The organism is Bradyrhizobium sp. (assembly GCF_027307225.1).
GTDB lineage: Bacteria > Pseudomonadota > Alphaproteobacteria > Rhizobiales > Xanthobacteraceae > Bradyrhizobium.
Genome location: NZ_DAHUXJ010000098.1, coordinates 1 through 23,811, shown reverse-complemented (window position 1 = coordinate 23,811; position 23,811 = coordinate 1). Strand labels below are relative to the sequence as shown.

Annotated in this window: 20 protein-coding genes; 8 read left to right on the top strand and 12 right to left on the bottom strand. The window is 62.2% G+C overall.

Going from position 1 to position 23,811, the window contains the following annotated elements:
* The first annotated feature begins 103 nt into the window (after window positions 1-103).
* The 5 genes from mnmE (at window position 104) to M6D32_RS17245 (ending at window position 6,232) form a co-directional block, all read left to right on the top strand.
* Window positions 104-1,459, top strand: coding sequence for a tRNA uridine-5-carboxymethylaminomethyl(34) synthesis GTPase MnmE (mnmE, locus tag M6D32_RS17265; RefSeq protein ID WP_298258347.1), 1,356 nt, complete (start codon window positions 104-106; stop codon window positions 1,457-1,459).
* 277 nt (window positions 1,460-1,736) lie between these two features.
* The gene (mnmG, locus tag M6D32_RS17260; RefSeq protein WP_298258346.1) at window positions 1,737-3,638 is read left to right on the top strand and encodes a tRNA uridine-5-carboxymethylaminomethyl(34) synthesis enzyme MnmG; all 1,902 of its coding nucleotides are present in this window, start codon (window positions 1,737-1,739) and stop codon (window positions 3,636-3,638) included.
* Between the two features lie 89 nt (window positions 3,639-3,727).
* The gene (gene rsmG, locus M6D32_RS17255) at window positions 3,728-4,447 is read left to right on the top strand and encodes a 16S rRNA (guanine(527)-N(7))-methyltransferase RsmG (protein ID WP_298258344.1); all 720 of its coding nucleotides are present in this window, start codon (window positions 3,728-3,730) and stop codon (window positions 4,445-4,447) included.
* Window positions 4,444-5,295, top strand: coding sequence for a ParA family protein (locus M6D32_RS17250; protein ID WP_298258341.1), 852 nt, complete (start codon window positions 4,444-4,446; stop codon window positions 5,293-5,295). The genes rsmG and M6D32_RS17250 overlap by 4 nt, the downstream gene beginning before the upstream one ends.
* Window positions 5,296-5,353: 58 nt before the next feature.
* Window positions 5,354-6,232, top strand: coding sequence for a ParB/RepB/Spo0J family partition protein (locus tag M6D32_RS17245; protein ID WP_298258339.1), 879 nt, complete (start codon window positions 5,354-5,356; stop codon window positions 6,230-6,232).
* Window positions 6,233-6,237: 5 nt separating this feature from the next.
* On the opposite strand, the gene holA is transcribed toward M6D32_RS17245, so the two are convergent.
* From holA to M6D32_RS17225, 4 genes are all read right to left on the bottom strand, one after another.
* Complete coding sequence (gene holA / locus M6D32_RS17240) at window positions 6,238-7,266, bottom strand: DNA polymerase III subunit delta (RefSeq protein WP_298258337.1); 1,029 nt, start codon at window positions 7,264-7,266, stop codon at window positions 6,238-6,240.
* Between the two features lie 45 nt (window positions 7,267-7,311).
* A complete protein-coding gene (lptE, locus tag M6D32_RS17235; protein ID WP_298258335.1) occupies window positions 7,312-7,857 on the bottom strand; it encodes an LPS assembly lipoprotein LptE in 546 nt (181 codons plus the stop codon).
* Entirely contained in the window at window positions 7,844-10,468 is a 2,625-nt protein-coding gene (gene leuS / locus M6D32_RS17230; RefSeq protein WP_298258333.1) for a leucine--tRNA ligase, read from the bottom strand. Before leuS ends, lptE begins: the two co-directional genes overlap by 14 nt.
* A gap of 132 nt (window positions 10,469-10,600) precedes the next feature.
* Window positions 10,601-12,298 carry a diguanylate cyclase gene (locus M6D32_RS17225; RefSeq protein ID WP_298258331.1) on the bottom strand — a complete coding sequence of 566 codons (1,698 nt, stop codon included), beginning with the start codon at window positions 12,296-12,298 and terminating at the stop codon, window positions 10,601-10,603.
* 105 nt (window positions 12,299-12,403) lie between these two features.
* Between M6D32_RS17225 and M6D32_RS17220 the strand changes: the two genes are divergently transcribed.
* The gene (locus tag M6D32_RS17220) at window positions 12,404-13,096 is read left to right on the top strand and encodes a YggS family pyridoxal phosphate-dependent enzyme (RefSeq protein WP_298258386.1); all 693 of its coding nucleotides are present in this window, start codon (window positions 12,404-12,406) and stop codon (window positions 13,094-13,096) included.
* Here M6D32_RS17220 and M6D32_RS17215 read toward each other — a convergent pair.
* Window positions 13,093-13,878: a hydratase gene (locus tag M6D32_RS17215; protein ID WP_298258329.1), complete on the bottom strand. Its 786-nt coding sequence runs from the start codon at window positions 13,876-13,878 to the stop codon at window positions 13,093-13,095. The two genes, M6D32_RS17220 and M6D32_RS17215, sit on opposite strands and share 4 nt — an antisense overlap.
* Window positions 13,879-13,893: 15 nt before the next feature.
* Entirely contained in the window at window positions 13,894-14,463 is a 570-nt protein-coding gene (locus M6D32_RS17210; RefSeq protein WP_298258327.1) for a L,D-transpeptidase family protein, read from the bottom strand.
* Window positions 14,464-14,690: 227 nt separating this feature from the next.
* Here M6D32_RS17210 and M6D32_RS17205 point away from each other — a divergent pair, with 227 nt between their 5' ends.
* Complete coding sequence (locus tag M6D32_RS17205; RefSeq protein WP_298106660.1) at window positions 14,691-15,377, top strand: response regulator transcription factor; 687 nt, start codon at window positions 14,691-14,693, stop codon at window positions 15,375-15,377.
* A gap of 132 nt (window positions 15,378-15,509) precedes the next feature.
* The gene (locus tag M6D32_RS17200; RefSeq protein WP_298258324.1) at window positions 15,510-15,950 is read left to right on the top strand and encodes a cyclic nucleotide-binding domain-containing protein; all 441 of its coding nucleotides are present in this window, start codon (window positions 15,510-15,512) and stop codon (window positions 15,948-15,950) included.
* Between the two features lie 5 nt (window positions 15,951-15,955).
* Here M6D32_RS17200 and M6D32_RS17195 read toward each other — a convergent pair whose 3' ends face one another.
* The 6 genes from M6D32_RS17195 to M6D32_RS17170 all read right to left on the bottom strand — a co-directional run.
* The gene (locus M6D32_RS17195; protein WP_298258322.1) at window positions 15,956-16,771 is read right to left on the bottom strand and encodes an exodeoxyribonuclease III; all 816 of its coding nucleotides are present in this window, start codon (window positions 16,769-16,771) and stop codon (window positions 15,956-15,958) included.
* A 118-nt stretch (window positions 16,772-16,889) separates the two neighbouring features.
* Window positions 16,890-17,726, bottom strand: coding sequence for an outer membrane lipoprotein carrier protein LolA (locus tag M6D32_RS17190; protein ID WP_298258320.1), 837 nt, complete (start codon window positions 17,724-17,726; stop codon window positions 16,890-16,892).
* Between the two features lie 467 nt (window positions 17,727-18,193).
* Window positions 18,194-20,629 (bottom strand): DNA translocase FtsK, encoded by a 2,436-nt coding sequence (locus tag M6D32_RS17185; protein WP_298258318.1) that lies wholly within the window; start codon window positions 20,627-20,629, stop codon window positions 18,194-18,196.
* Window positions 20,630-20,634: 5 nt separating this feature from the next.
* Window positions 20,635-21,849, bottom strand: coding sequence for an aminotransferase class I/II-fold pyridoxal phosphate-dependent enzyme (locus tag M6D32_RS17180; protein ID WP_298258316.1), 1,215 nt, complete (start codon window positions 21,847-21,849; stop codon window positions 20,635-20,637).
* Between the two features lie 256 nt (window positions 21,850-22,105).
* Window positions 22,106-23,596: an ammonium transporter gene (locus M6D32_RS17175; RefSeq protein WP_298258314.1), complete on the bottom strand. Its 1,491-nt coding sequence runs from the start codon at window positions 23,594-23,596 to the stop codon at window positions 22,106-22,108.
* A gap of 41 nt (window positions 23,597-23,637) precedes the next feature.
* On the bottom strand, window positions 23,638-23,811 hold a 174-nt coding region (locus M6D32_RS17170; RefSeq protein WP_298258384.1), incomplete at its 5' end, for a P-II family nitrogen regulator.

The following is a 23,811-nucleotide window of genomic DNA, read 5'->3' as shown; positions in this document are numbered from 1 at the left end:
TTGCTGCAAGATTTGCTGCGACCGGAGCCGCAGCATTTAAGAGCCGCCTCCAAGATCGGCTCATATTGCATTGCCTTTTCAACGACCCGCGACCAAATAGGGCATGCACCCACGCGATCAGACCATTTTTGCGCTGTCATCGGGCCGGCCTCCGAGCGCCATTGCGGTCGTGCGGGTGTCGGGTCCGCAAGCGGGTCCTGCGCTCAAGGCCCTGGCGGGCAGGACGGTCGAACCTCGGCGCGCCGCGCGCGTGCTGCTGCGAGACGGCGAGGGACGCGAGATCGACGATGCGATCGTGCTGTGGTTTCCGGGGCCCGCGAGCGCGACGGGAGAAGACGTCGCCGAGTTTCATATTCACGGCGGACGCGCAGTGCAGGCCGCGCTGTTTGCCGCGCTCACGGCCCAGGAGAACATTCGCGCGGCCGAGCCCGGCGAGTTCACCCGCCGCGGATTCGAAAACGGCAAGATCGATCTCACCGAAGCCGAAGCGCTGGACGATTTGATTCATGCCGACACGGACCGGCAACGGCGGCAGGCCTTGCGCCAGTTGCAGGGACTGTTGGGCGACAAAGCGCGCGATTGGCGAGCGCGCGTCATCGAAGCGGCGGCTTTGATCGAAGCCGGAATCGATTTCTCCGATGAAGGCGATGTGCCCACGGAACTGATTGCGCCGGCCTTGGCGAGAATCAAATCGTTGCTTGCCGAGATCGAGGAAGTGCTTGCGGGGCAGGGGCGCAGTGAACGGCTGCGCGACGGCCTGATCGTTGCGATCTCGGGTCCGCCGAACGTCGGCAAATCGACACTGATCAACCTGCTGGCGCGGCGCGACGTGGCGATCGTCTCACCGCACGCCGGAACCACGCGCGACGTGATCGAGGTTGAATTCGATCTCGACGGCTATCCGGTGACGATGATCGACACGGCTGGCATTCGCGATACGGACGATCCCGTCGAACAGGAGGGCGTGCGTCGTGCGCGATCGCGCGCAGCCGAAGCTGACCTCGTTTTGTGGGTGACGGATGCCGACCACGAGCGAAGCAAGCAGAAGCCCGATGCCGCAGCGGCGGCGTTGTGGACGGTTCGCAACAAGATCGATCTCGACTCGGCCAATGAACGGGCAGGGACCCGGGTCAGTCCAGGGCAGGGGAGAGCGACGGCTTTCAAAATTTCCGCGCGCAAGGGCGTTGGCATTCCCGAATTGGTCGCGGCAATCACAGCGTTTGCGCGAAATTATTTTGGGTCCGCTGAAGACGGTCTGATCGGCCGCGAGCGGCAGCGGGAATTGTTGCGTGAAACGGTTGACGCGTTGCGACGCTGTCTGGCGGTTGCGGTAGCTGGCGACGAATTGGCCGCGGAAGAGTTGCGGGTCGCGGCTCATGCGTTGGGCCGGCTGCTCGGGCGCGTCGATGTCGAGGACATTCTGGACAAGATTTTCCGGGAATTCTGCGTCGGGAAATAGTGAACTTTTGTTCAGTTCTTTGTTACGCCCCTGTTTCACGTGAAACGGGCTTGCGTTTGGGCTAGTGTGGCGGTTCAGAAGTCCGCATCCATTTGTGCCGCGGGTTCGTGGTGCGGACTTCTGAACCAAAGCCACACTAGAACAATAGGTTGGCTAGTGTCCTTTCGATTCCGAAGTTCGAAACGTGGCTCCGCAAAATGCGACGAACTTCGGAATCGGGACACTAGCTCCGCTTTGCCACTTTCGGGTTTGACGCCCGCGGTATAGAAGACGCGGCATGATTTCCCGACCTGAATCCTTTGACGTCATCGTTGTCGGGGGCGGCCATGCCGGCTGCGAGGCCGCGAGCGCTGCCGCGCGGTTGGGCGCGCGAACAGCACTAGTGACGCATCGCTTTTCAACGATCGGTGCGATGTCCTGCAATCCGGCCATCGGCGGCTTGGGCAAGGGGCACCTCGTTCGCGAGGTCGATGCGCTGGACGGCCTGATGGGCCGCGCCGCCGACGCCGGCGGTATCCAGTTTCGTGTCCTCAATCGCCGCAAGGGTCCGGCAGTTCGCGGACCCCGCGCCCAGGCGGACCGCAAACTCTACGCGGCAGCGGTGCAGGCCGCGATCAGCGAAACTGCCAATCTGAGCGTCATCGAAAGCGAAGCCGATGAGCTTCTGCTCTCGGAGGGTCGGTTGCGAGGCATCAAACTCGCCGATGGCAGCGAGCTCGGTGCGGGCGCTGTCGTCGTAACGACCGGGACCTTTCTCCGAGGCCTCATCCACCTCGGCGAGAAGAATTGGCCCGCTGGCCGAGTCGGCGAAGCGCCGGCGCTCGGTCTCTCCTCGTCGTTTGAGCGGATCGGCTTTACGCTGGGGCGGTTGAAGACCGGCACACCGCCGCGGCTGGACGGCGCCACGATCGACTGGTCCGCGGTCGAGATGCAGCCGGGCGACGATCCGCCCGAGCCGTTTTCGGTCCTGACTGACCGGATCACGACGCCTCAGATCCAGTGCGGTATCACCCGCACGACCGCGGCAACCCACGAGTTGATCCGGGCCAATGTCCATCGTTCGCCGATGTATTCCGGCCAGATCAAAAGCTCCGGCCCGCGCTATTGCCCCTCGATCGAGGACAAGATCGTCCGCTTCGGCGACCGGGATGGGCATCAGATCTTCCTGGAACCCGAGGGCCTCGACGACACCACGGTTTATCCCAACGGCATTTCGACATCACTTCCGGAGGAGGTCCAGCTCGGCATCCTGGCCTCGATCCCGGGGCTCGAGCGAGTCCGGATGGTCCGTCCTGGTTATGCGATCGAATACGATCATGTCGATCCACGCGAACTCGACCCGTCGCTGGAGGCCAAACGGCTTTCGGGACTATTCCTCGCCGGTCAGATCAACGGCACCACGGGCTACGAAGAGGCCGCGGCCCAGGGCCTGGTGGCCGGTCTCAACGCGGCGCTTTCGGCCGGCGGTTCTCGGCAGGTCGTGTTCGATCGCGCCGACGGCTATCTCGGCGTCATGATCGACGATCTGGTGACGCGCGGGATTACCGAGCCCTATCGGATGTTCACTTCGCGCGCCGAGTATCGCCTGACACTCCGCGCCGACAACGCCGATCAGCGGCTTACCGACAAAGGCCTCGCGCTCGGATGTGTCGGGCCGCCGAGATCCCAACGGCACCGCGCCAAAATGGCGGCTCTGGATGCCGCGAAGGCGAGGGCGCAGTCGGTGACGGTGACACCGAATGAAGCCGCCCGATACGGGCTTTCGCTGAACCGCGACGGCCAACGCCGCTCGGCCTTTGAGCTGCTCGCTTATCCCGAAGTCGGCTGGGAGCAGGTCCGCACCATTTGGCCGGAGCTATCGGCCGTTGACCCGACCATCGCTGTCCATCTCGAGATCGATGCCAAATACCACGTCTATTTGAAGCGCCAGGAGGCGGATGTCGAAGCCTTCCGCCGCGATGAGGGTCTGGTTCTATCCAGCGTCGACTTTGATGACGTGCCGGGCCTATCCAATGAAGCCCGCACCAAACTCAAGGCAGCGCAACCGCACACCGTCGGGCAGGCTGGCCGGTTGGACGGCGTGACCCCGGCCGCACTCGGCATTCTCGCGGCCTACCTCCGGCGGGAAGCCAGACGGAAAACGAGAATCTCGGCCGCAGGCGGCCAAGCGCGCTTCTGAATTTTGTTTGACGCGTTTTCTTCACGCGAACCGGTATCCACTTCGCTCGAAAACGCTACCCTGTTTCACGTGAAACAAAGCGATTCGCCATGAGGGCTGCCGCCCCACGTCCGAAACCTTCGACGGAAAGCTCGCTGGAGCAGCGCCTTGTCGCCGACCGTGCGACGGCTTTGGCTCTCACGCCTGTTTCACGTGAAACAGAGATCCGGCTCGATCGATATGTCGCGCTGCTGCAAACGTGGCAGGCCAAAACCAATCTGGTCTCGCCCTCCACGCTGCCGACGCTTTGGAGCCGGCACGTTTCCGATTCGTTGCAGCTCCTGGCGCTGGCGCCTGGCGCCAAGACCTGGGTCGACTTCGGCAGCGGCGGCGGCTTTCCCGGTCTGGTGCTCGCCTGCGCGCTGGCCGATAGGCCGGGCGCGGTGGTTCATCTGGTCGAACGCAATGGCAAGAAGGCGGGCTTTTTGCGCGAGGCGTTGCGGGTGACCGGAGCCGCCGCGGTCATCCATCATGCGGATATCAAGGATACTGTGGATAGGCTCGCTGGCCCGCTCGATTGCGTCACCGCCCGCGCGGTTGCTCCGCTACAGCAATTGATGGCCTTTGCAGAACCCCTAATCAAAAGGGGCGCGAAAGCGCTGTTTTTAAAGGGTCAAGATGTAGAAGCAGAATTGACCGAAGCTACTAAGTATTGGAAAATTGAGCCGCGCCTTCATTCCAGCCTTACCGGGGGACACGGCTGGATCGTCGAACTCGACTGGATCGAGCGCCGCAACCCGTCTCCCAGCGTCGATGGTAGCCCGCGATGAGCGAAATAGATCAAGAGTTTCAAATGGATACCCCGGAACCCCAGCTCGGCCATCCGCGGATTTTGTCGCTGGCCAATCAAAAAGGCGGCGTGGGCAAGACCACGACCGCAATCAATCTCGGTACCGCGCTCGCGGCAATTGGCGAGCGGGTGCTGATTGTCGATCTCGATCCGCAGGGCAACGCGTCGACCGGGCTCGGGATCGACCGCCGCAATCGCAGCTGCTCAACCTACGACGTGCTGATCGGTGAAGCGCCGTTGCGCGAAGCGGTGGTGGCGACGGCGGTACCGCGTTTGCACATCGCGCCGTCGACGATGGACCTGTCGGGGCTCGAACTCGAGCTCGGCCACACCCAGGGCCGCGCCTTCCGCCTGCGCGATGCGATCGCTGCGCTCAATCACAACGCCTTGCCGGATGCGGACTACACCTACGTGCTGATCGATTGTCCGCCCTCGCTCAACCTGCTCACCGTCAATGCGATGGCCGCGTCGGATGCGATCCTGGTGCCGCTACAGTGCGAGTTCTTTGCGCTCGAAGGTCTGTCGCAATTGCTGCAGACCGTCGAGCAGGTGCGTTCGACGCTCAATCCGAATCTGTCGATCCACGGCATCGTGCTGACGATGTTCGACTCGCGCAACAACCTGTCGAACCAGGTGGTCGCCGACGTCCGGCAGTTCATGGGCAGCAAAGTCTACAACACCATGATCCCGCGCAACGTGCGCATCTCCGAGGCGCCGTCATACGGCAAGCCGGTGCTGGTTTATGACCTCAAATGCGTCGGCAGCGACGCGTATCTGAAGCTCGCCACGGAAGTCATTCAGCGCGAGCGCGAACTGCGCACGCATTGAACTCGGTCAGGTCCGAGTACGAACGGGAGTGGTTGAGTTGAATCCAAGGGAGTTGGCGATGGCGGACGAAGCTCGTTCGCGACTGGGGCGCGGTCTTGCAAGTCTGATCGGCGACGTTGGCGGAGAAGCCGCGCATGTAGAGCGGCCGCGCGCGCAGCGCAAGGTGCCGATCGAATTCCTCAAACCCAATCCGCGCAACCCGCGCCGGGAATTTCCCGATGCCGAGCTCAAGGAACTTGCTGATTCGATCAAGCAGCACGGCGTGATTCAGCCGATCGTGGTGCGGCCGGTGCGCGGCGCCCAGGATCGCTTCGAGATCATCGCCGGCGAGCGCCGCTGGCGTGCCTCGCAGGCTGCCGGCTTGCACGAAGTGCCGATCGTGCCGGTCGATGTCAGCGATTCGGACGCGCTTGAGATCGCCATCGTCGAGAACGTGCAGCGCGAAGATCTCAATGCGATGGAGGAAGCGCAGGGCTATCACGCGCTCGCCGACGATTTCAAGCGCAGCCAGGAAGACATCGCGAAAATCGTCGGCAAGAGCCGCAGCCACATCGCCAATATGATGCGGCTGACAAAGCTGCCGGCCGAGGTCCAGGCCTATATCGCGGCTGGCAAGCTATCGGCGGGCCATGCCCGTGCGCTGATTGGCGTGCCGGATCCTGTCGCCGCCGCCAAGCGCATCGTCGAGGAAGGTCTCAACGTGCGCCAGGCCGAGGCGCTGGCCCATACCGAAGGTGTGCCGGAGCGCAAGCCGCAAAAGGCGAGGGGCGGCAAGACCAAGGATCCCAACACGGTCTCGCTGGAAAAGACCGTCAGCGACGCGCTCGGTCTTGCCGTCAGCATCGATCACCGCAATTCCGGCGGTTTTGTCCACATTCGCTACCGCGATCTCGATCAGCTCGACGAGGTCGTGAAGCGGCTGAGTTCGAAGACATAAGAAACTTATCCGCGGCGTCTCGCGTTCACGGCGATCGAAAGCAGCGCGCGCTGCGCGATGACAGCGGCGAGCACGGCCTGCTTGCGCATATCGAGGGCCGCGGTTGCCAGTTGATCGATTATGGCCGTCAGCCGGGCCACGTCAAAATTGCGCAGCGCCGTCTCGACGTTTGCCTTGCGTGAGAAATGCAGCCGCGGAAATCCGCCGTCGAGTACGGCCGAAGCCGGTGCCCCCTCCGCGATCGCAATCGCCGATTTGTGAAGCCACGCCGCCTGGCGCTGCGCGGCGGAGATGATCACGCCGGGATAGGTGCCCGCCACCATCGCCTTGGCGAATTCGGTTTCGACGGCGGCGGCGTTTCCGGCAAACGCGCCATCGACGATCGGGTCGATCTTCAACTCGGAAGCATCGGCCACGACCGCCATCACGTCATCGAGTGTCACTTCGCGCTTGCCATGCGCGTAGAGCGTGAGCTTGCGCAATTCGTTGCGCGATGCCTGGCGGTCGCCGCCCAGCAATCCCATCAGCACGGCGCGCGCGTCGGAAGCGATCCGCAGATTCGAGAGCTTCAGTTCATCGTCTATCAATTTCGTCAGATCGCGTTCGGTGTCGGGATAGCAGGCGATGGCAACCGCGGTCCTGGCGCGCTCGCAGGCCTTGCGCAGCGGCGATTCGGCGCGCAACTCGCCGGCCTCGATCACGACGCGGCAATCCTTCAGCGATGCTTCCGCCAGCGCATCGATGCCGCTGGCAAAACTTCGCGAGCCGGCCCTGACCCGGATCGCGCGGCGGCCGCCGAACAGCGGAATCGTCAGGGCTTCATCGACCAGCCGTGACGGTTCGGCCGAAAGTTCGTCGCCGTCCAGCCTCACCAGCGAGAACGGATCGCTGGGATCATCGACCGCAGACGTCAGCAAGGCCTCGGCGCGCTCGCGCACGAGACCGGCGTCCGGGCCGTAAAGCAGGATGATTGGACGCCCCGGATCCGGCCGGGCGAGATAGGCGTCGATTTCTTTTCCGCGGAGCGCGACCATGGCCGGACCAGTTCGTCTCTAACCCGAAGCCGCAAGGCCGAACGCTTAGGCGCCTGCGTAGAAGAACGAGGCAAGCCGCGTCTGGATGCGTTCGGCGATTTCCTGACTGGCGCGATCTTCTGCGTCGTGGAAGGCGCGGGCACGGGCAAAGCGCTGATAGCTGCCGGGAATATCGAAGGAGACGCGCGAGGCGGTGGTTCCGGTCATCACCGACTTGTTGGTGGCGATGTCGACCAGGTTGAACTGCGCGTTGATGCCGTAATTTTCGCTGGTTGGCAGCCCGGTATTCACATCGGTCATCAGCGTGTAATCGGTTGTCTGGATCCTGATCACCAAACGATGCGTAGGCGAGGTTCCGGTGGCGTTACCATAGAGTTTGAACGCCAGGGCATTGCGGATTTCAACGCCAAGCCGAGCCTCACGCGATGAATTGGGATAGTTGAGCGGCGGCAGCTCGACGCCCATCAGCTTCTCACGCAAGGCAGGCGTGCCGTCGGAATGTTCGGCATACATCGGCTGAAAACAACCCGCCGTCAGCGCCGCCAACGCTGCCACAGCGAGGAGCCGAGCGGCAATTCTAGCCAACGACATTCACGATCCTCATGGGAACGACGATTACTTTGCGCACGGGTTTGTCCCCCAAGGACTGTTTTACCGTATCAAGGGCCAAAACGGCAGCCTCAATTTCTGCGTTCTGGGCTGTGCGGGCCACGGTGACCTCGCCCCGTTTCTTGCCGTTGACCTGGACCACCAATGTTACCGTGTCTTCAACCAGCAAATCTCGTTCGATTTGGGGCCAATCGGCCTCCGAAACCAGACCGGTCTGGCCGAGCGCGCCCCAGCATGCCTCCGCCAAATGAGGCATCATGGGCGCGAACAGCTGCACCAGGATGACGGCGGCTTCCCGAATCGCCCAGGCGAGGTCGGGCGAGGGCTGTCCCGGTCGGGACAGGACGTCACCCAGCGCATTGGAAAATTCGCGGATGTGGGCGAGGCACACGTTGAAGTGCAGCAGTTCGATGCCGGTCGAGACCTTGTCGAGGGCGCCGTGGGCCGCCTTGCGGAGCGCAGTCGCATCAGCGACGAAGGCGGCGGGTCTTGCCGCGGGTGTGGCCTTGGCGGCCTCGGCCGATTCATGAACGAGACGCCACAGCCGCTGCACGAAACGTGAGGCGCCTTGCACACGCTCGTCGCTCCAGATCACGTCGCGGTCGGGCGGGGAGTCCGACAGCATGAACCAACGCGCCACGTCGGCGCCGTAGGTTGCGATGATATCGTCGGGGTCGACCGTGTTCTTCTTCGACTTCGACATCTTCTCGATTGCGCCGATCGCAATCTGCTCGCCGGTTGACAGCAGCGTGGCGTGCCGGTCGGTTCCGGCACTCTCGACCTTTACTTCGGCCGGAGTGACATAACTGCCGTCGGCCTTCTGGTAGGTCTCGTGAACCACCATGCCCTGGGTGAACATGCCGGCGAACGGTTCCTTCATGTCGATATGGCCCGTCGCGTTCATGGCGCGGGTGAAGAAGCGGCTATAGAGCAGATGCAGGATCGCATGCTCGACGCCGCCGATATACTGATCGACCGGCATCATCCGGTTGGCGACCGCTGGCGTTGTCGGCGCGCTCTCGTTCCACGGATCGGTGAAGCGCGCGAAGTACCAGGACGAATCGACGAAGGTGTCCATGGTGTCGGTTTCGCGCTGCGCTTTACCGCCGCATTGCGGGCAACTGACGTGCTTCCAGGTCGGATGATGGTCAAGCGCGTTGCCCGGTCTGTCGAAGGTCACGTCTTCGGGCAGCACCACCGGCAAATCCTTGTCGGGCACCGGCACCACGTCGCATTTCGGGCAATGAATGACCGGGATCGGACAGCCCCAATAGCGCTGGCGCGAGATGCCCCAGTCGCGCAGGCGGAAGTTGATTTGCCGCTCGCCGACCGGCGCGTTGCCGCGCAGTTCGCTCTCCAGCCGTTTCGCGACCTCGTCCTTGGCCTTCTCGATGGTCATGCCGTCGAGGAAGCGCGAATTGATCATGCGGCCGTCGCCGTCATAGGCGGTGTCCGTGATCACGAACGTCTTCGGGTCCTGGCCTTCGGGGCAAACCACCGGCGTATTGCCGAGATTATATTTGTTGACGAAGTCCAGGTCGCGCTGATCGTGCGCGGGACAGCCGAAGATCGCGCCGGTGCCGTATTCCATCAGCACGAAATTGGCGACATAGACCGGCAGCTTCCAGTTCGGATCGAACGGATGCACTGCGCGAATGCCCGTATCAAACCCCTGCTTCTCGGCGGTGTCGATAATTTCCTGCGCGGTGCCGATACGTTTGATGTCGGCGATGAACTCGGCAAGTTTTGGATTCTTGACGGCTGCCGCCTGCGCCAGTGGATGATCGGCTGAAATCGCCATGAACTTGGCGCCGAACAACGTGTCAGGGCGCGTCGTGAAAATCTTCAGGTCGCTCTCGCCGGCCGGCGTCGTGGCGGCATCGAGCGCAAAGCGGATCAGGAGACCCTCGCTGCGCCCGATCCAATTGCGCTGCATCAGCCGCACCTTGTCGGGCCAGCGGTCAAGCGTCTCGAGCGCGTCGAGCAGTTCCTGCGAGTACTTCGTGATCTTGAAGACCCACTGATTCATCTCGCGCTGTTCGACGACGGCGCCCGAGCGCCAGCCGCGGCCGTCGATCACCTGCTCGTTGGCGAGCACCGTCATGTCCACCGGGTCCCAGTTGACCTTGCGCTTCTCGCGCTCGGCCAGACCCGCGCGCAGGAAGTCGTTGAACATTTTCTGCTGGTGCTTGTAATAGGTGGGATCGCAGGTCGCGAACTCTCTGGACCAGTCGAGCGACAGCCCGATCGAACGCAACTGCTTCTTCATCGCGGCGATGTTGTCGTAAGTCCACGCCTTCGGCGCCACCTTGCGTTCGATCGCCGCGTTTTCGGCCGGAAGACCGAAGGCGTCCCAGCCCATCGGGTGCAACACGTTGAAGCCTTTGGCGCGCATGAAACGCGCCAGCACGTCGCCGAGCGTATAATTCCTGACGTGCCCGATATGGATGCGCCCGGACGGGTAGGGGAACATCTCCAGCACGTAGTATTTCGGCCGCGGATCGTCGTTTTTGGCGGAAAAAATCGCCTTTTCGTCCCACTGGCGCTGCCAATAGGGCTCGGATTCGCGTGCGTTGTAGCGTTCGGAACTCATGGAATCGCGGGGCTTTTCGTGGATTCGGGCCATCAATAAATGAGGCCGGACTAGGCCACAAAAGCAGCTTTCCGGTCAACGGGGCGCGGCCGGTTCGACTGTAACCAAGCTCGCCGATTGTCACGCAGCCGGCTAGCCCGCGAGCGCGACAGCGCCGCCGTTTTCGCCCGCCTGAGCGAGTCCATGTTCGGCAACCCGGTTGCGTCCCTGGCGCTTGGCGATATAGAGGCTCGCGTCGGCAGCCTCCAGCAGGTCGTTCGGGTTGAGCGCCGTGTTTGGCCTGAGGCTCGCCACGCCAACGCTGACGGTGACGGCCTGATAGGCCGAAGTTGCGTGCAAGATGTCGAGGTTCAACACCGTCTCCCGCACCATCTCGCCGATTTCAAGCGCATGGCTTGCATCGGTGTTCGGTATCAGCAGGCAGAATTCCTCGCCGCCGTAGCGGGCGGCGAAGCCGGAGGTCGCGAGCGCGATCTGGCTCAGCGTTTCGCCGATCCGGGACAGGCAGGCGTCGCCCTCGGGATGGCCGTAGGTGTCGTTGAAAAGCTTGAAATAGTCGACGTCGATCATCAGGAGCGACAGTTCGCCGTTACTCTGCGCAGCCTTCGCCCACTCAAAGTCGAGCCGGCTCTGGAATCCACGGCGATTCGCCAGGCCCGACAGCATATCGATCGAGGCCATCACGGTGAGGCGGTCGTTGGATGCGATCAATTCGCGTTCCCGCTCGGAAAGCTGGCCTGCCATCCTGTCGAAGGCACGGGCGAGCGGCGCGAATTCGGCCGGCAGCGGGCTGTCAGAGGCACGCACCGACCATTCGCCCTCGCCAACGCGCCGAGCGACGGCAACCAGCTTGCGGATCGGCCTGATGATGAGCGTTTCGGCCGCGATCAGCGCCCCCAACAGCACGATCAAGCAGACCAGAGCGAGCTGGTAATACGCGTTGCGAATGTCGCGGTTGATCCCGGCGGCCACCCTAGCTTCGTCGACGATCAGGACCATCCGCGATTGCGCGCCGGGAATGCGCGAAAAGCTTAATGTCAACTTGGCGCCATCAGGTGCGGGGAATGAGAACATCCCGGACGGCTGGTCCGGATTGATCGCCCTCGTCGCCGCTGCCGCGAGCGCCGGGACGCTATTGAGGGGATGGCCAACCAGACGCGCGAGGTCCGTCGGCGCTGCCATTACGGTGCCAGCGCTGTCGAGGAGGAACGCCATAATGCCGCGACGATCGCTGAGATCGTTCATGACCGTCGACATCCAGCCGAGGTTCACGCTGGCGACAATGAAGAGGTCCGATTCAGGATTGACCGCCGCAACCGGGTAGGCGGCCATCACGACCGGTTCGTTGTCGTATTTCGACAACAGGAAATCACTGAAGATGAGATCGTGCGCCTGCCGCGCCCGCCTGAAGTAATCGCGGTCGCTGAGGTCGAGGCCGATCAACGTATCGAGAGTCGCGCATTTGATCCGGCCCTCGCTGCTCACGATCGCCAGGTTGCGGATCCACGGCAGGCTGACCGGAAGGCTCGCCGATAACGTGTCACAGCTCGGGTCGGAGTTTTTTTTGGAGGCCTGGATATGGGCGGCCGACTTCAACACGGTTTCGACCGAAGAAATAGCCTCGCGTTCGCTGTCGGCGCTTTGCTGGGCGATCCGCGAGAATTCCGAATAAGCGAGCGCGATCTGCTTGTTGCGGGCTTCCTCGAGCGAACGGGCGCGCTCCAGCATCAATGGCGTCACCAGGATCAGCGCCAATAGCGCGAGCCGGGCGCGGATGCCGAACAGCTTGCGTAGACCGATGGTTTTGCGCTTGAAGCCGAAGCTTGACATGCTGGTTCCCAACCCCGAACCGCACGCTACAGGGAAGGGTTCAAGAAGCCCTGCCCGGATTATATAAAAATGGAACGATCCCGAAACTGGCTGATTGGCACGCCCATGGTCTCCGAGAACGCCTCACACCTAACCGAACATTTACCAAGCGGACTTGCCGCGGTCGAAGAAGCCGTCGCCCGGGCCTGCCGTGAAGCGCGGCGGGATCGCGCCTCGGTGACATTGATCGCCGTGTCCAAGACATTTGATGCCGAGGCGATTGTGCCGGTAATCGCCGCCGGGCGGCGCGTGTTCGGCGAAAACCGCGTCCAGGAAGCCAAGGCGAAGTGGCCAGAGTTAATGTCGACTTACTCCGACATCTCGCTGCATCTGATTGGTCCCCTGCAATCCAACAAGACCAGGGAAGCCGTGGCGCTGTTCGATGCGATTCATTCGGTCGATCGTCCGAGCCTGTGCGAGGCGCTGGCCAGGGAATTCCGAAGCCAGGCCCGGCGGCCGCAACTGTTTGTTCAGCTCAATACTGGCGAGGAGCCGCAAAAGGCCGGTATCGCGCCCACTGAGGCCGACAGCTTCATTGCAAGCTGCCGCGAAAAATATGGGCTGGAGATTTCCGGCTTGATGTGCATTCCGCCGGTCAACGATGCGCCGGCACCGTACTTTGCATTGACCGCCAAGATCGCGGCGCGCAACGGCTTGACGAACCTGTCGATGGGCATGAGCGCGGATTTCGCTGTCGCGATCCAGATGGGCGCGACCCACGTCCGCGTCGGTTCCGCGATTTTCGGGCATCGCGGTTAGCTAAATCCGACAGAGACTTTACCGAGTTCGCCGAAGTCGGCGGCGAAGACGTCGCCGGCCTGGATTGGCAGCGGCGTGCAGCACGTCCCTGTCGTAATTATCTCCCCTGTCCGCAAGATGATGCCGAAGGCGCGGAGCTCGTTGACGCACCAGGCAAGCGCCATGCGGGGATCGCCGAGCACATTCTTGCCGTGGCCGATATGTTTCGCGCCGCGCAGGGTAACGACCGGCCGCTCCTCGATGAGGTCGCGGGCGCGCCAGTCGGTGGGCGTCGGATCGCCCAGAACGAACAGATGCGCGCAAGCATTGTCGGCAATCAGCTGCGCTTCGCCGGCGCCGACAAAATCGGCGAAACGCGAATCCGGGATTTCGATTGCCGGATGCAGCGTGCCGACCGCGCCGAGCACCTCCTGCACCGAGTACGGATTGGGCCGCGGTGCCAGGTCGCGCGAAAAGCGGAAGGCGAATTCGGCTTCGCCCACGCGCATCTCGTTGCCTTTCATCGACGCGGTGCCACCGTCGGCAATGACCTTTTCGGTGAAGATACGTCCCGCCAGCGGTCCGCTGACGTTGATGTGCTTCTGCCCGGCCTCGCTCGTCGCCGCAATTTTCCAGCCGAACAATTTGCCAGTCGAATGCTTGGCGAGCTCGGCCTGGACCGCATAGCCTTCAGTTCGGTTCTTCGGCCGCATCGAAGTGTCGAGCTTCCCAAGCTTGGTGCCGTTGCGCCAGTGATCGCTGAGCGTCTTTGCAGCGGCCGCTATCTTGTCGTGGTCGAGCATGCTGTCTCTCCGACCCTAATCGATGATGATCTTCGTATCCGGTCCTATTTGCCGCAACAGGTGCAGCATCGCCGATTTTGTCATCGAGATGCAGCCAGCGGTCGGCGAAAAGTTGGGACGGGCCAGATGAAGAAACACCGCGCTGCCACGGCCGGCGATCGTGGGCCGCGTGTTGTGATCGATCTCGATAATGAAGTCGTAGAGGTGGTCGTCGCGCGTCAGCCGGTCGCCGCCGCCGTCGCGGGGGATTTTCAGTGGCCGGTTGTAATAGCGGCTTGCGGGATCCTCGCACCAGGCATCGTCGGGGCGGATGGCACGAAGGGGCAGAAAGGTCGATGGCCGCGGGTGGCGATCGGCACGCCACCATAGCCGCCGTGGCCGGAATGTCCCTTTCGGGGTTCCGCCGTCGCCCTCGCGCTTATTGGCAATGATTCCCCCTCGCCCCAAGGCCACCGGGATCGTCTGCGAACCGGCGATGAGCCAACCGCGGCATTGGTTACCGGCCGCCGCATGGATCCTGATCTCTCGAAGCGGTCGATCCCGCGTCGTTTTTCGGTAAGTATCTGAAAAGGGGGAATTATCCATCAGTTCATCGAGTCTCCTGACCGGCTGTCACGGGGCAGTTCGACGCCGCCGCATTACAGGACATTCATCTCTATGGGGGCGAATCCTAGGGTAGATTGCGTTTTGGCTTGTGAATTCGTAACAGCCACTTACCTCATGACGAAAGTCTTGAAGTATCCCCCGTTTGACCCATACGACACGGCCCAACCCCCTCGGGCCCGCGCCGCCGCCCTCAAAGGACTGTACCCATGGCCAATGCCCGCAAGATCCTGATCGTAGATGACGATACCGATCTGCGCGATACGCTGGTGGAGCAATTATCGCTACACGACGAATTCGAGGCTTCCGCCGTTGATACCGGCGCCAAAGGCGCGACCGCGGCCAAGACCGATGCTCCCGATCTGGTGCTGATGGATGTCGGACTGCCCGACACCGATGGCCGTGAAGTGGTGCGCTCGCTGCGCAAGGGCGGCTTCAAGGCGCCAATCATCATGCTGACCGGTCATGACACCGATTCGGATACGATTTTGGGACTTGAGTCCGGCGCCAATGATTATGTCGCCAAGCCCTTCCGGTTCGCGGTGCTGCTGGCGCGGATCCGCGCCCAGCTTCGTCAGCACGAAGCCAGCGAAGACGCCGTGTTTTCGGTCGGTCCTTACAGCTTCCGGCCCGGCTCCAAAATGCTGACGGGCGCCAATGCCAAGAAGGTGCGGCTGACGGAAAAGGAGACCGCGATTCTCCGCTTCCTCTATCGCGCGGGCCAGGCTCCGGTCTCGCGCGAAACGCTGTTGCAGGAAGTCTGGGGCTACAACTCCGGCGTCACCACGCACACGCTGGAAACCCATATCTATCGTCTGCGCCAGAAGATCGAGAAAGACGCCGCCAATCCAGAGATCCTGGTGACCGAAGCCGGTGGCTACAAGCTGGTGCCGTGATACGGGTCGGCTTCCTGGTGTGGCGGTTCAAAAGTCCGCAGTGTCCTATCGATTCCGAAGTTCGTGAACTGGGGGTCGCGCTATGATACGAACTTCGGAATCGGAACTCTAGATTCGCGCAACCGGTCTTTTATGTCGATCGAGGATGATGTTGCCCTGCTGGAGCGCGTCCCGACCCTTCGCGTATTGGGGACGACGGCGCTTCGCATGCTCGCTATCGGCTCCGAACAACGCGGTTGCGCCCGCGACTCCACCCTGTTTCGTGCCGGCGATGAGGCGGATGCCGGCTTTGTCGTTCAGCGTGGCGCCTTTCGCATCGAGGACGGCGGCGCATCGGTCGTGGCAGGTCCCGGCGGCCTGATCGGCGAGCTCGCATTGATCAACGCGATGCGGCGGCCTTCGACGGCGATCGCACTGGAAGATTCCTCCGTGATCCGGGTCTCGCGCAGCCTGTTTCAGCGCGTACTGGAGAGCGATCCTGCTGCGGCACGAAGGCTGCGCGACGAATTTGCCCGCCGCACAAGCCAGATCGCGAGCGACATCCTGATCGCCGGCGCAAAGCTCAGCACGTAAAGGCCTCAAACCTCGAGTGTGACCGTTACGGGAACGTGGTCGGACGGCCGCTCCCAGCCGCGAGCGTCGCGCGCAATGCGGAAGTCGCTGACGCGTTGTTTCAGCGCGCGGGAGACCCAGATGTGGTCGAGCCTCCGTCCGCGATCGCCGACCGTCCAATCCGCCGCGCGATAGCTCCACCAGGTGTAGACCTTCTCGGGAAACGGAATGCGATCGCGCGCGACGTCAATCCATTCACCGTGGTGTTGGGCGGCCAAAAGCTTCTCGCATTCGATCGGCGTATGCGAAACAACCTTGAGAAGCTGCTTGTGCGACCAGACGTCGTTCTCATGCGGCGCGACGTTGAGATCGCCGACAAGGATATGGTGATCGTCGCCGCGCGGATGCAGCGGCTCGCAGGATTTCATCTCATCGAGAAAGCGAAGCTTGTGCTCGAATTTCGGATTGAGCGCGGGGTCCGGAATATCGCCGCCGGCCGGCACGTAGAAATTATGCAGCACCAGCGGCTTGGAGAGTTGGGCGCGCTCGCCGAACTCGACCGAGATGTGACGGGAGTCGAGCTTGTCGCAGAAGGTGCGGATATCCGTCTTCTCGAACGGTAGCCGCGAGATCACGGCAACGCCGTGATAGCCCTTCTGGCCGTTCAAGGCGATGTGTTCGTAGCCGAGACGCTTGAATCGCTTGAGCGGAAAGGCATCGTCGATGCATTTCGTTTCCTGCAGGCACAGGACATCAGGCCTCGCCGACTTGATGAATTTGGCGACGAGGTTGATGCGCAGCCGAACCGAATTGATATTCCAGGTTGTCAGGGAAAAGCGCATGAGGACCGGAGACACGATATGCGTTTAGAGGTGACGCATGTCTCCGCCGTGCAATCAAGGATGAATTCGAATATCCGGCAGGGAATAGTGGATTGTTCAAGGAAATCCAGATTGAAGGTCAGCCCGGCGGCGAATAGGGCTTCTCGGACGTGTCGATCTTGAACATGCCGGGATCGATCTTCTTCGACGTATCCAGGTTATAGACGGCGACCGTGGTGTCATAACCTTGCGGATCGGTGACGGTCCATTGCTTGAGCTGGCCATCCTTGGCGCCAACCATCAGCATCAAACGGCTGGTGCCCGTGAGCAACTGATGCTCTTCGATGGTGACGCTGATGTACATATCGTCTGCGGTCACGCTGACGACATTGGTGTCCTTCATCAGGTCGATGCGGTCGGACAGCAAATAGCGTAGCGGCGTTTGCGACAACGGATAAAGATCCTGGGTCGCAAGATTGCGGTCGCGTACCGCTACCATCGATCCATCCGCGACGATCGCGATCGGATTCGGCGGGTCATATTCGAAACGCACCTTGCCGGGCTTCTGGATGAAGAACTGACCCTTGCTCCTGGAGCCGTCGGGCCCGACCTGGACGAAGTTTCCGACCAGCGTCTGCAGCGACGAGAGATAGCTGCTGATCTTGGCCGCTTGTGCCTTTTGCTTGTCGTCGAAGGTCGCAAAGATGCTCAAAGGCAAATTGCGACGTGGATCGGGGATGAAGGGCGTGGGCGGCGTCTGCACGGCGCCCGTGGTCGTCGGACCTTTTTGCGCGTCCGATCCGCCGTCGCGGTTCTTCGGCGCAGCCTTCGGCATTGGAATGCTCTGCGGGGGGATCGGGGCTTGCGCAACCGCCGAGGTCGAGACGATGCCGACAAAGAGGGGGGTCGCGAGAAACGCCAGAGCGACGGGTGCGAGAGCGGCGCCTTTGAAGGAAAGCGGCAATCGTTTGGCCATTCGAATTTTCTGACTTTCGATCAACGCGTCGTCCCGCCGGTTCGTCGCCCTTTTATCCTGCTTCGCATCAGGGCGATATCGATTTTCCGTGAGAATAGGCCCGCAATTATTGGGGTTTTAGGGGCACACGATGTGGCTAGTGGTCCGGTTCTAACATTCGCATCCCTTCTCAGCGGTCACTTTTGGCGAATGTTAGAACCACAGGATCACTAGCAAATTTAGGTTCCTAGTGGAGTCTGGGATTTGACATTCGCTTTGAGATTTCGCGGCTTGGCGGGGAGCGAATGTCAAATCCACTCCACTAGAGCTCCGATTCCGAAGTTCGCAAGCTATTGCGGCCCCTCCGATGCGAACTTCGGAATCAAAGGAGCTCTAGCAACTTGTTGTTTCTAGTGCGGCTTTGAATTTGAAGTTCCTATAACGAACTCACGGCGAAACTGATAGGAACTTCAAATTCGCCGCACTAGTCAGAAGCCGCCTTCTTCTTCCGGAACGAGAATTTCGCGCTTTCCGGCATGATTGGCCTGCCCAACGATGCCCTCGAGTTCCATCCGTTCCATCAGGGATGCCGCACGATTGTAGCCAATTTGCAGCCGGCGCTGAATATAACTGGTCGAGGCCTTGCGGTCGCGTTTGACGATGGCCACGGCCTGCGAGAACAAGTCGCCGCCGCCGTCGCTGCCCATGCCGGTGGAATCGAATACCGCACCGTCCTCCTCGGAAGGTTCTTCGGCGGTAACCGCCTCGAGATATTCCGGCGAGCCTTGCGTCTTGAGGTGACGCACTACCTTCTCGACTTCTTCATCCGACGCGAACGGGCCGTGCACACGGCTGATGCGTCCACCGCCGGCCATGTAGAGCATGTCGCCCTGGCCGAGCAGTTGCTCAGCGCCCATTTCACCCAGGATGGTTCGGCTGTCGATCTTCGAAGTGACCTGGAATGCGACGCGGGTCGGGAAGTTCGCCTTGATCGTGCCGGTGATGACGTCGACCGCCGGGCGTTGCGTCGCGAGGATCACGTGCAGGCCTGCCGCGCGCGCCATCTGCGCCAGCCGTTGCACGGCGCCTTCGATGTCCTTACCGGCGACCATCATCAGGTCGGCCATTTCGTCGACGATGATGACGATGTAAGGCAACGGATCGAGGTCGAGCTTCTCTTCCTCGTAGATCGCTTTGCCGGTCTCCTTGTCGAAGCCGGTGTGGACGGTGCGCGTGAGTTCTTCGCCCTTGTTCCTCGCTTCACCGAGGCGTGCGTTGTAGCCGTCGATGTTGCGCACGCCGAGCTTGGACATTCGCTTGTAGCGTTCTTCCATCTCTCGTACGGCCCATTTCAGCGCGACGACGGCTTTCTTGGGATCGGTCACGACCGGCGTCAGCAGATGCGGAATGCCGTCATAGACGGAGAGTTCGAGCATCTTGGGGTCGACCATGATCAGGCGGCACTGGTCGGGCCGCAGCCGATAGACGAGGCTGAGGATCATGGTGTTGATGGCGACCGACTTGCCCGAGCCGGTGGTGCCCGCGATCAGCATATGCGGCGTGCGGGCGAGATCGATGGTGACGGGATCGCCGCCGATGGTCTTGCCGAGACAGAGCGGAAGCTTGGCGACGGACTCGTTGGATTCCCTTGCGGTCAGCAATTCGCGCAAGTAGACCTTCTCGCGATGCGCGTTCGGCAATTCGATGCCGATGGCGTTGCGGCCGGGCACGACGGCGACTCGCGCCGAGAGCGCGCTCATCGAGCGGGCGATATCGTCGGCAAGCCCGATCACGCGCGAGGACTTGATGCCGGGCGCCGGCTCGAGTTCGTACAACGTGACGACCGGACCCGGATTGGCCTTGACGATTTCGCCGCGAACACCGAAGTCCTGCAGGACGCTTTCGAGTTGGCGCGAATTGGCTTCCAGTTCCGCCTTCGAAAGCGGCTGGCGATCGGCGGCCTTGGGCGCGGCGAGCATCGACATTGCCGGGAAATCCCACTTGTCGGATTTCCTTGGCGCTGATTTCGGCACAGCCTTCTTGCGCGGTGAACGGGCGGCGGGCTCTTCGTCGTCCTCTTCCTCCTCTTCCTCTTCGTCGTCATCCTGTGGAGCGAGGGAGGGCGAGGTGCGTCCGCCAAGGTTCGGTTCCTGACGATCGTAGGACGCCGCGCGCGGGGCGGTCGCGCTCGAGACGAGCCAACGGTAGGCAGCGACGAGAGCCCAGGACAATCTTGCCCGCAGGCTCATCAAGGCATGCACGAGCCTGCCGAGCGAGATCGAGCCGCCGTCTTCCTCGTCGACGAGTTGGTCATCCTCTTCCTCCTCGACCGCACCCGAATCTTCTTCGGCTGGATGGGAGCCGATGCCGCTTGCGACGATGAAAGTTGCGATCGTCGCCGCGCCGAGGACCATTCCAAGTCCCAAATGGTAGAGGAAACCGGGTGGCCCAAACACGACCGCCGGTGCGCGCACCAACGCATCGCCGACAACGCCGCCGAGCCCGGTCGGTAGGGGCCATCGGCCGCCGTGCGGCCAGCAGCTGGCAAATCCGGCCGCCAGCCCCGCGCACAGAATCCAGCAGCCGAGCCTTACGGCGTCGCGGTCCAAAGCGCGATGGGTCAGCATGCGCCAGCCCCACACCGCAACCGGCAGGATCAGCATGATGGCGCCGAGGCCGAGAATCTGCATCAGGAAGTCAGCACTAATCGCGCCAATGTAGCCGGCGACGTTGTGGATCGGGCGCGAGGTGGCGTGGCTGAGACTCGGATCCTGAACCGACCATGTCATCAGAGCCGCGGCGGCGCCGCCAGCCAGCGTGACCAAGCCGAGCCCCGCGAGTTCGCGCAAGCGACGGACCAGCGCCTTGCGGATTGCGGCCGGCAGTTGGTTCACCAGGGGAATGACGCGTTCGATTGCCGGCATGCTTTTCAGCCTAGAGTCTGAACCAGCCGGTGCAGCGCCTCGGCCGTTATTTCACTGTCCGCGACCAGCGCGAGGCGGATGTAGCCGGCGCCGGGATTGCTGCCGTCCGGTTGCTGCCGGGCGAGATAGCTGCCTGGGATCACCCGGACACCGGCGTCCCTGTAAAGTCTGATGGTTGCTTGCTCATCGCCGCCTTTGGCCGACACGTCGAGCCAGACGCAGAAACCGCCGGCGGGACGGCGATAGCCGTAACGGCTGCCGAGAATCTGATCCGCCAGATCGAACTTGATCCGGTAGAGCCTGCGGTTTTCGTCGACATGGGATTCGTCGTTGTAGGCCGCGACCGCGACATGCTGCACCGGAACCGGCACCTGGGGTGCAGCGACGTTACGAAGCTCGTGAAACGCACCGAGAAACCGCTTGTCGCCGGCCGCAAAGCCAAGGCGCATGCCGGGAAGATTCGAGCGCTTCGACAACGATTGGAACGCCACCACATTGGCAAAATCGTCGCCGGCGCATTCGAGCATGCTGCCGGGCGCGGCTTGCGTGTAGATTTCCGAATAGCATTCGTCGCTGAAAATCATGAAGCCGCGGCGATCGGCGAGTTTTTTCAGGCGCGTGAAATAGTCTTTCGATGCGACGGAGCCTTGCGGATTGGCGGGCGAGGCGATGTACATCGCCACCGTTCGCGCCAGCGTCGCCTCATCGAGGGTGTCGAGGTCAGGCAGGAATCCGTTGGCAGGCGTTGCCGGCAGATAGATCGGCTCGCATCCGGCAGCGCGCGTGCCGGCGCCGTAGGCCGGGTAGAACGGATTGGGCATCAGAATGGCCGGCTTGCCCTTGCGTTCGCCGACAAAGCGGACGGCGGCGAGCGCTGCCAGAAAGAGCCCTTCGCGGCTGCCACTGAGCACCAATAGTTCAGTCTCGGGATCGAGCGCGCGCGGCAGCTTGAAACGCCGGGAGAGCCAGTCGGCCGCGGCGCGCCGGAAGGGCTCGATGCCTTTCGCAATCGGATAGCGGCCGAAATCGGCAATATGCTCGGCCAGCACCGGGCCCACAAAGCGCGGCACCGGATGCTGGGGCTCGCCTAAAGACAGCGTTATCAGTGGTTTACCTGGCTGATAGGGGGCCAATAATTCGGCGACCCGCAAAAAAGGCGAGCGCTCACCTTCAGCGTTTCCACCGCCTTGGGGAGCGCGGGATGATGCGGTCATGGCCATACGTGTCGCGTCAGCACTCTTTCACACCGCCGATCAGGTTTCGGGACGGGCGGGAAATAGACCAGATCACCATAGATACGGCGAGGTTAAGACGCGATTAACCATCGGACCGGCAATCGAAATCCGCTTGCCTGGGACACAAGAAAAAAGGGCTTCAGCTTGCGCTGAAGCCCTTCAACGGTCGGAGCATTGCCGGGTATGTGCCCAAACCGTAGTGCCGGGCATGCCTCGCGAAGAGGAATGCCCTCGGGAGAACTCACATATTGTAGGCGCGCTCGCCGTGATCGGTGATGTCGAGGCCTTCGCGCTCCTGTTCGACTGCCGGACGCAGGCCGACGACAAGATCGACGATCTTGTAGAGGATGGCCGATCCGACGCCGGACCAGATCAGCGTCGCCAGCACCGCCTTGGACTGCGCGATCATCTGGGTCGCCAGATCATAGGTGCCGGCATTGTTGCCGGTGATGTTGGCGTAGTCCGTGATGCCGACACCGCCAAGCGCCGGGTTGACCAGGATGCCGGTGCCGAGCGCGCCGATGATGCCGCCGATGCAGTGGACGCCGAACACGTCGAGCGCATCGTCATAGCCGAATGCGTTCTTCACCGTGCTGACAAAGAACAAGCAGACAGGCGAAACCACAAGCCCCAGCACGAGCGCGCCGATGGGGCCGGCGAAACCGGAGGCTGGCGTGACGGCGACCAGTCCGGCGACAGCGCCCGAGCAGATGCCGAGCAATGACGGCTTGCCTTTGACGATCCATTCGCAGAGCAGCCAGGAGAGCGCCGCGCCCGAGGTGGCGACCATGGTATTGACGAACGCCAGCGCGGTTGTGCCGTTCGCCTCCAGGTTGGATCCGGCGTTGAAGCCGAACCAGCCGACCCAGAGCAGCGAAGCGCCGATCATGGTCATGGTCAGCGAATGCGGAGCCATCAGATCCTTGCCGTAGCCGACGCGCTTGCCGATGATCAGCGCGCCGACGAGGCCCGCGATGCCGGCATTGATGTGCACGACCGTCCCGCCAGCGAAATCCAGTGCGCCTGCACCAGCGAGCCAGCCGACACTGCCGGTGACTTCGTCGAGCTTGGCCTGCGCCGCCGCCTTCGCTGCTGCGTCCGTCGCGGCGGCGAGCGCCTTGGCCGCGGCTGCGACGTCGTCAGGAGCGGCCACATACCACACCCAGTGCGCGATCGGGTAATAGATGAAGGTCGACCACAGCAGGATGAACAGCATCACGGCCGAGAATTTGATGCGCTCGGCAAATGCGCCGACGATCAGGGCCGGTGTGATCATGGCAAAGGTCATCTGGAACACGAAGTAAGCGAATTCCGGAATCACGACGCCGTTGGAGAAGGTTGCCGCCGTCGAGTTGGCGTCAACTCCATGCAAGAACGCCTTGGAGAAGCCACCGATCCAGTGCGTCATGCTGCCGCCGTCACTGAAGGCAAGCGAGTAGCCGTAGATCGTCCAGGTCACGCCGATCATGGATACGATTGCAAACACCTGGGTCAGCACCGAGGCCATGTTCTTGGTGCGCACGAGACCACCATAGAACAGCGCCAGACCGGGAATCGACATCATGAGAACGAGCGCGCTGGCTGCGAGCATCCAGGCCACATCGCCCTTGTTGGGAACGACTGCAACCGGCGCCGCGTCTTCGGCGAACGCCATGTTGGCGAAGCCAATCACGCACACGGCCGCAATTGCCAGGGCTGCCCATCCCGTGCTGGAGGGACGCTTGAACGTCATTTGGTTTTACTCCTGATTGGAAAAAGGTTGAGCGCGCCGCATCAGAGCGCGGCAGCGTCGGCCTCGCCGGTCCGGATCCGGACTGCGTTTTCGAGGTTGATGACGAAAATCTTGCCGTCGCCGATCTGACCGGTCTTGGCCGCCGACGTGATGGCCTCGATGGTTTTCTCAACCTGGTCGGTCGCGATCGCGACTTCGATCTTGATCTTGGGCAG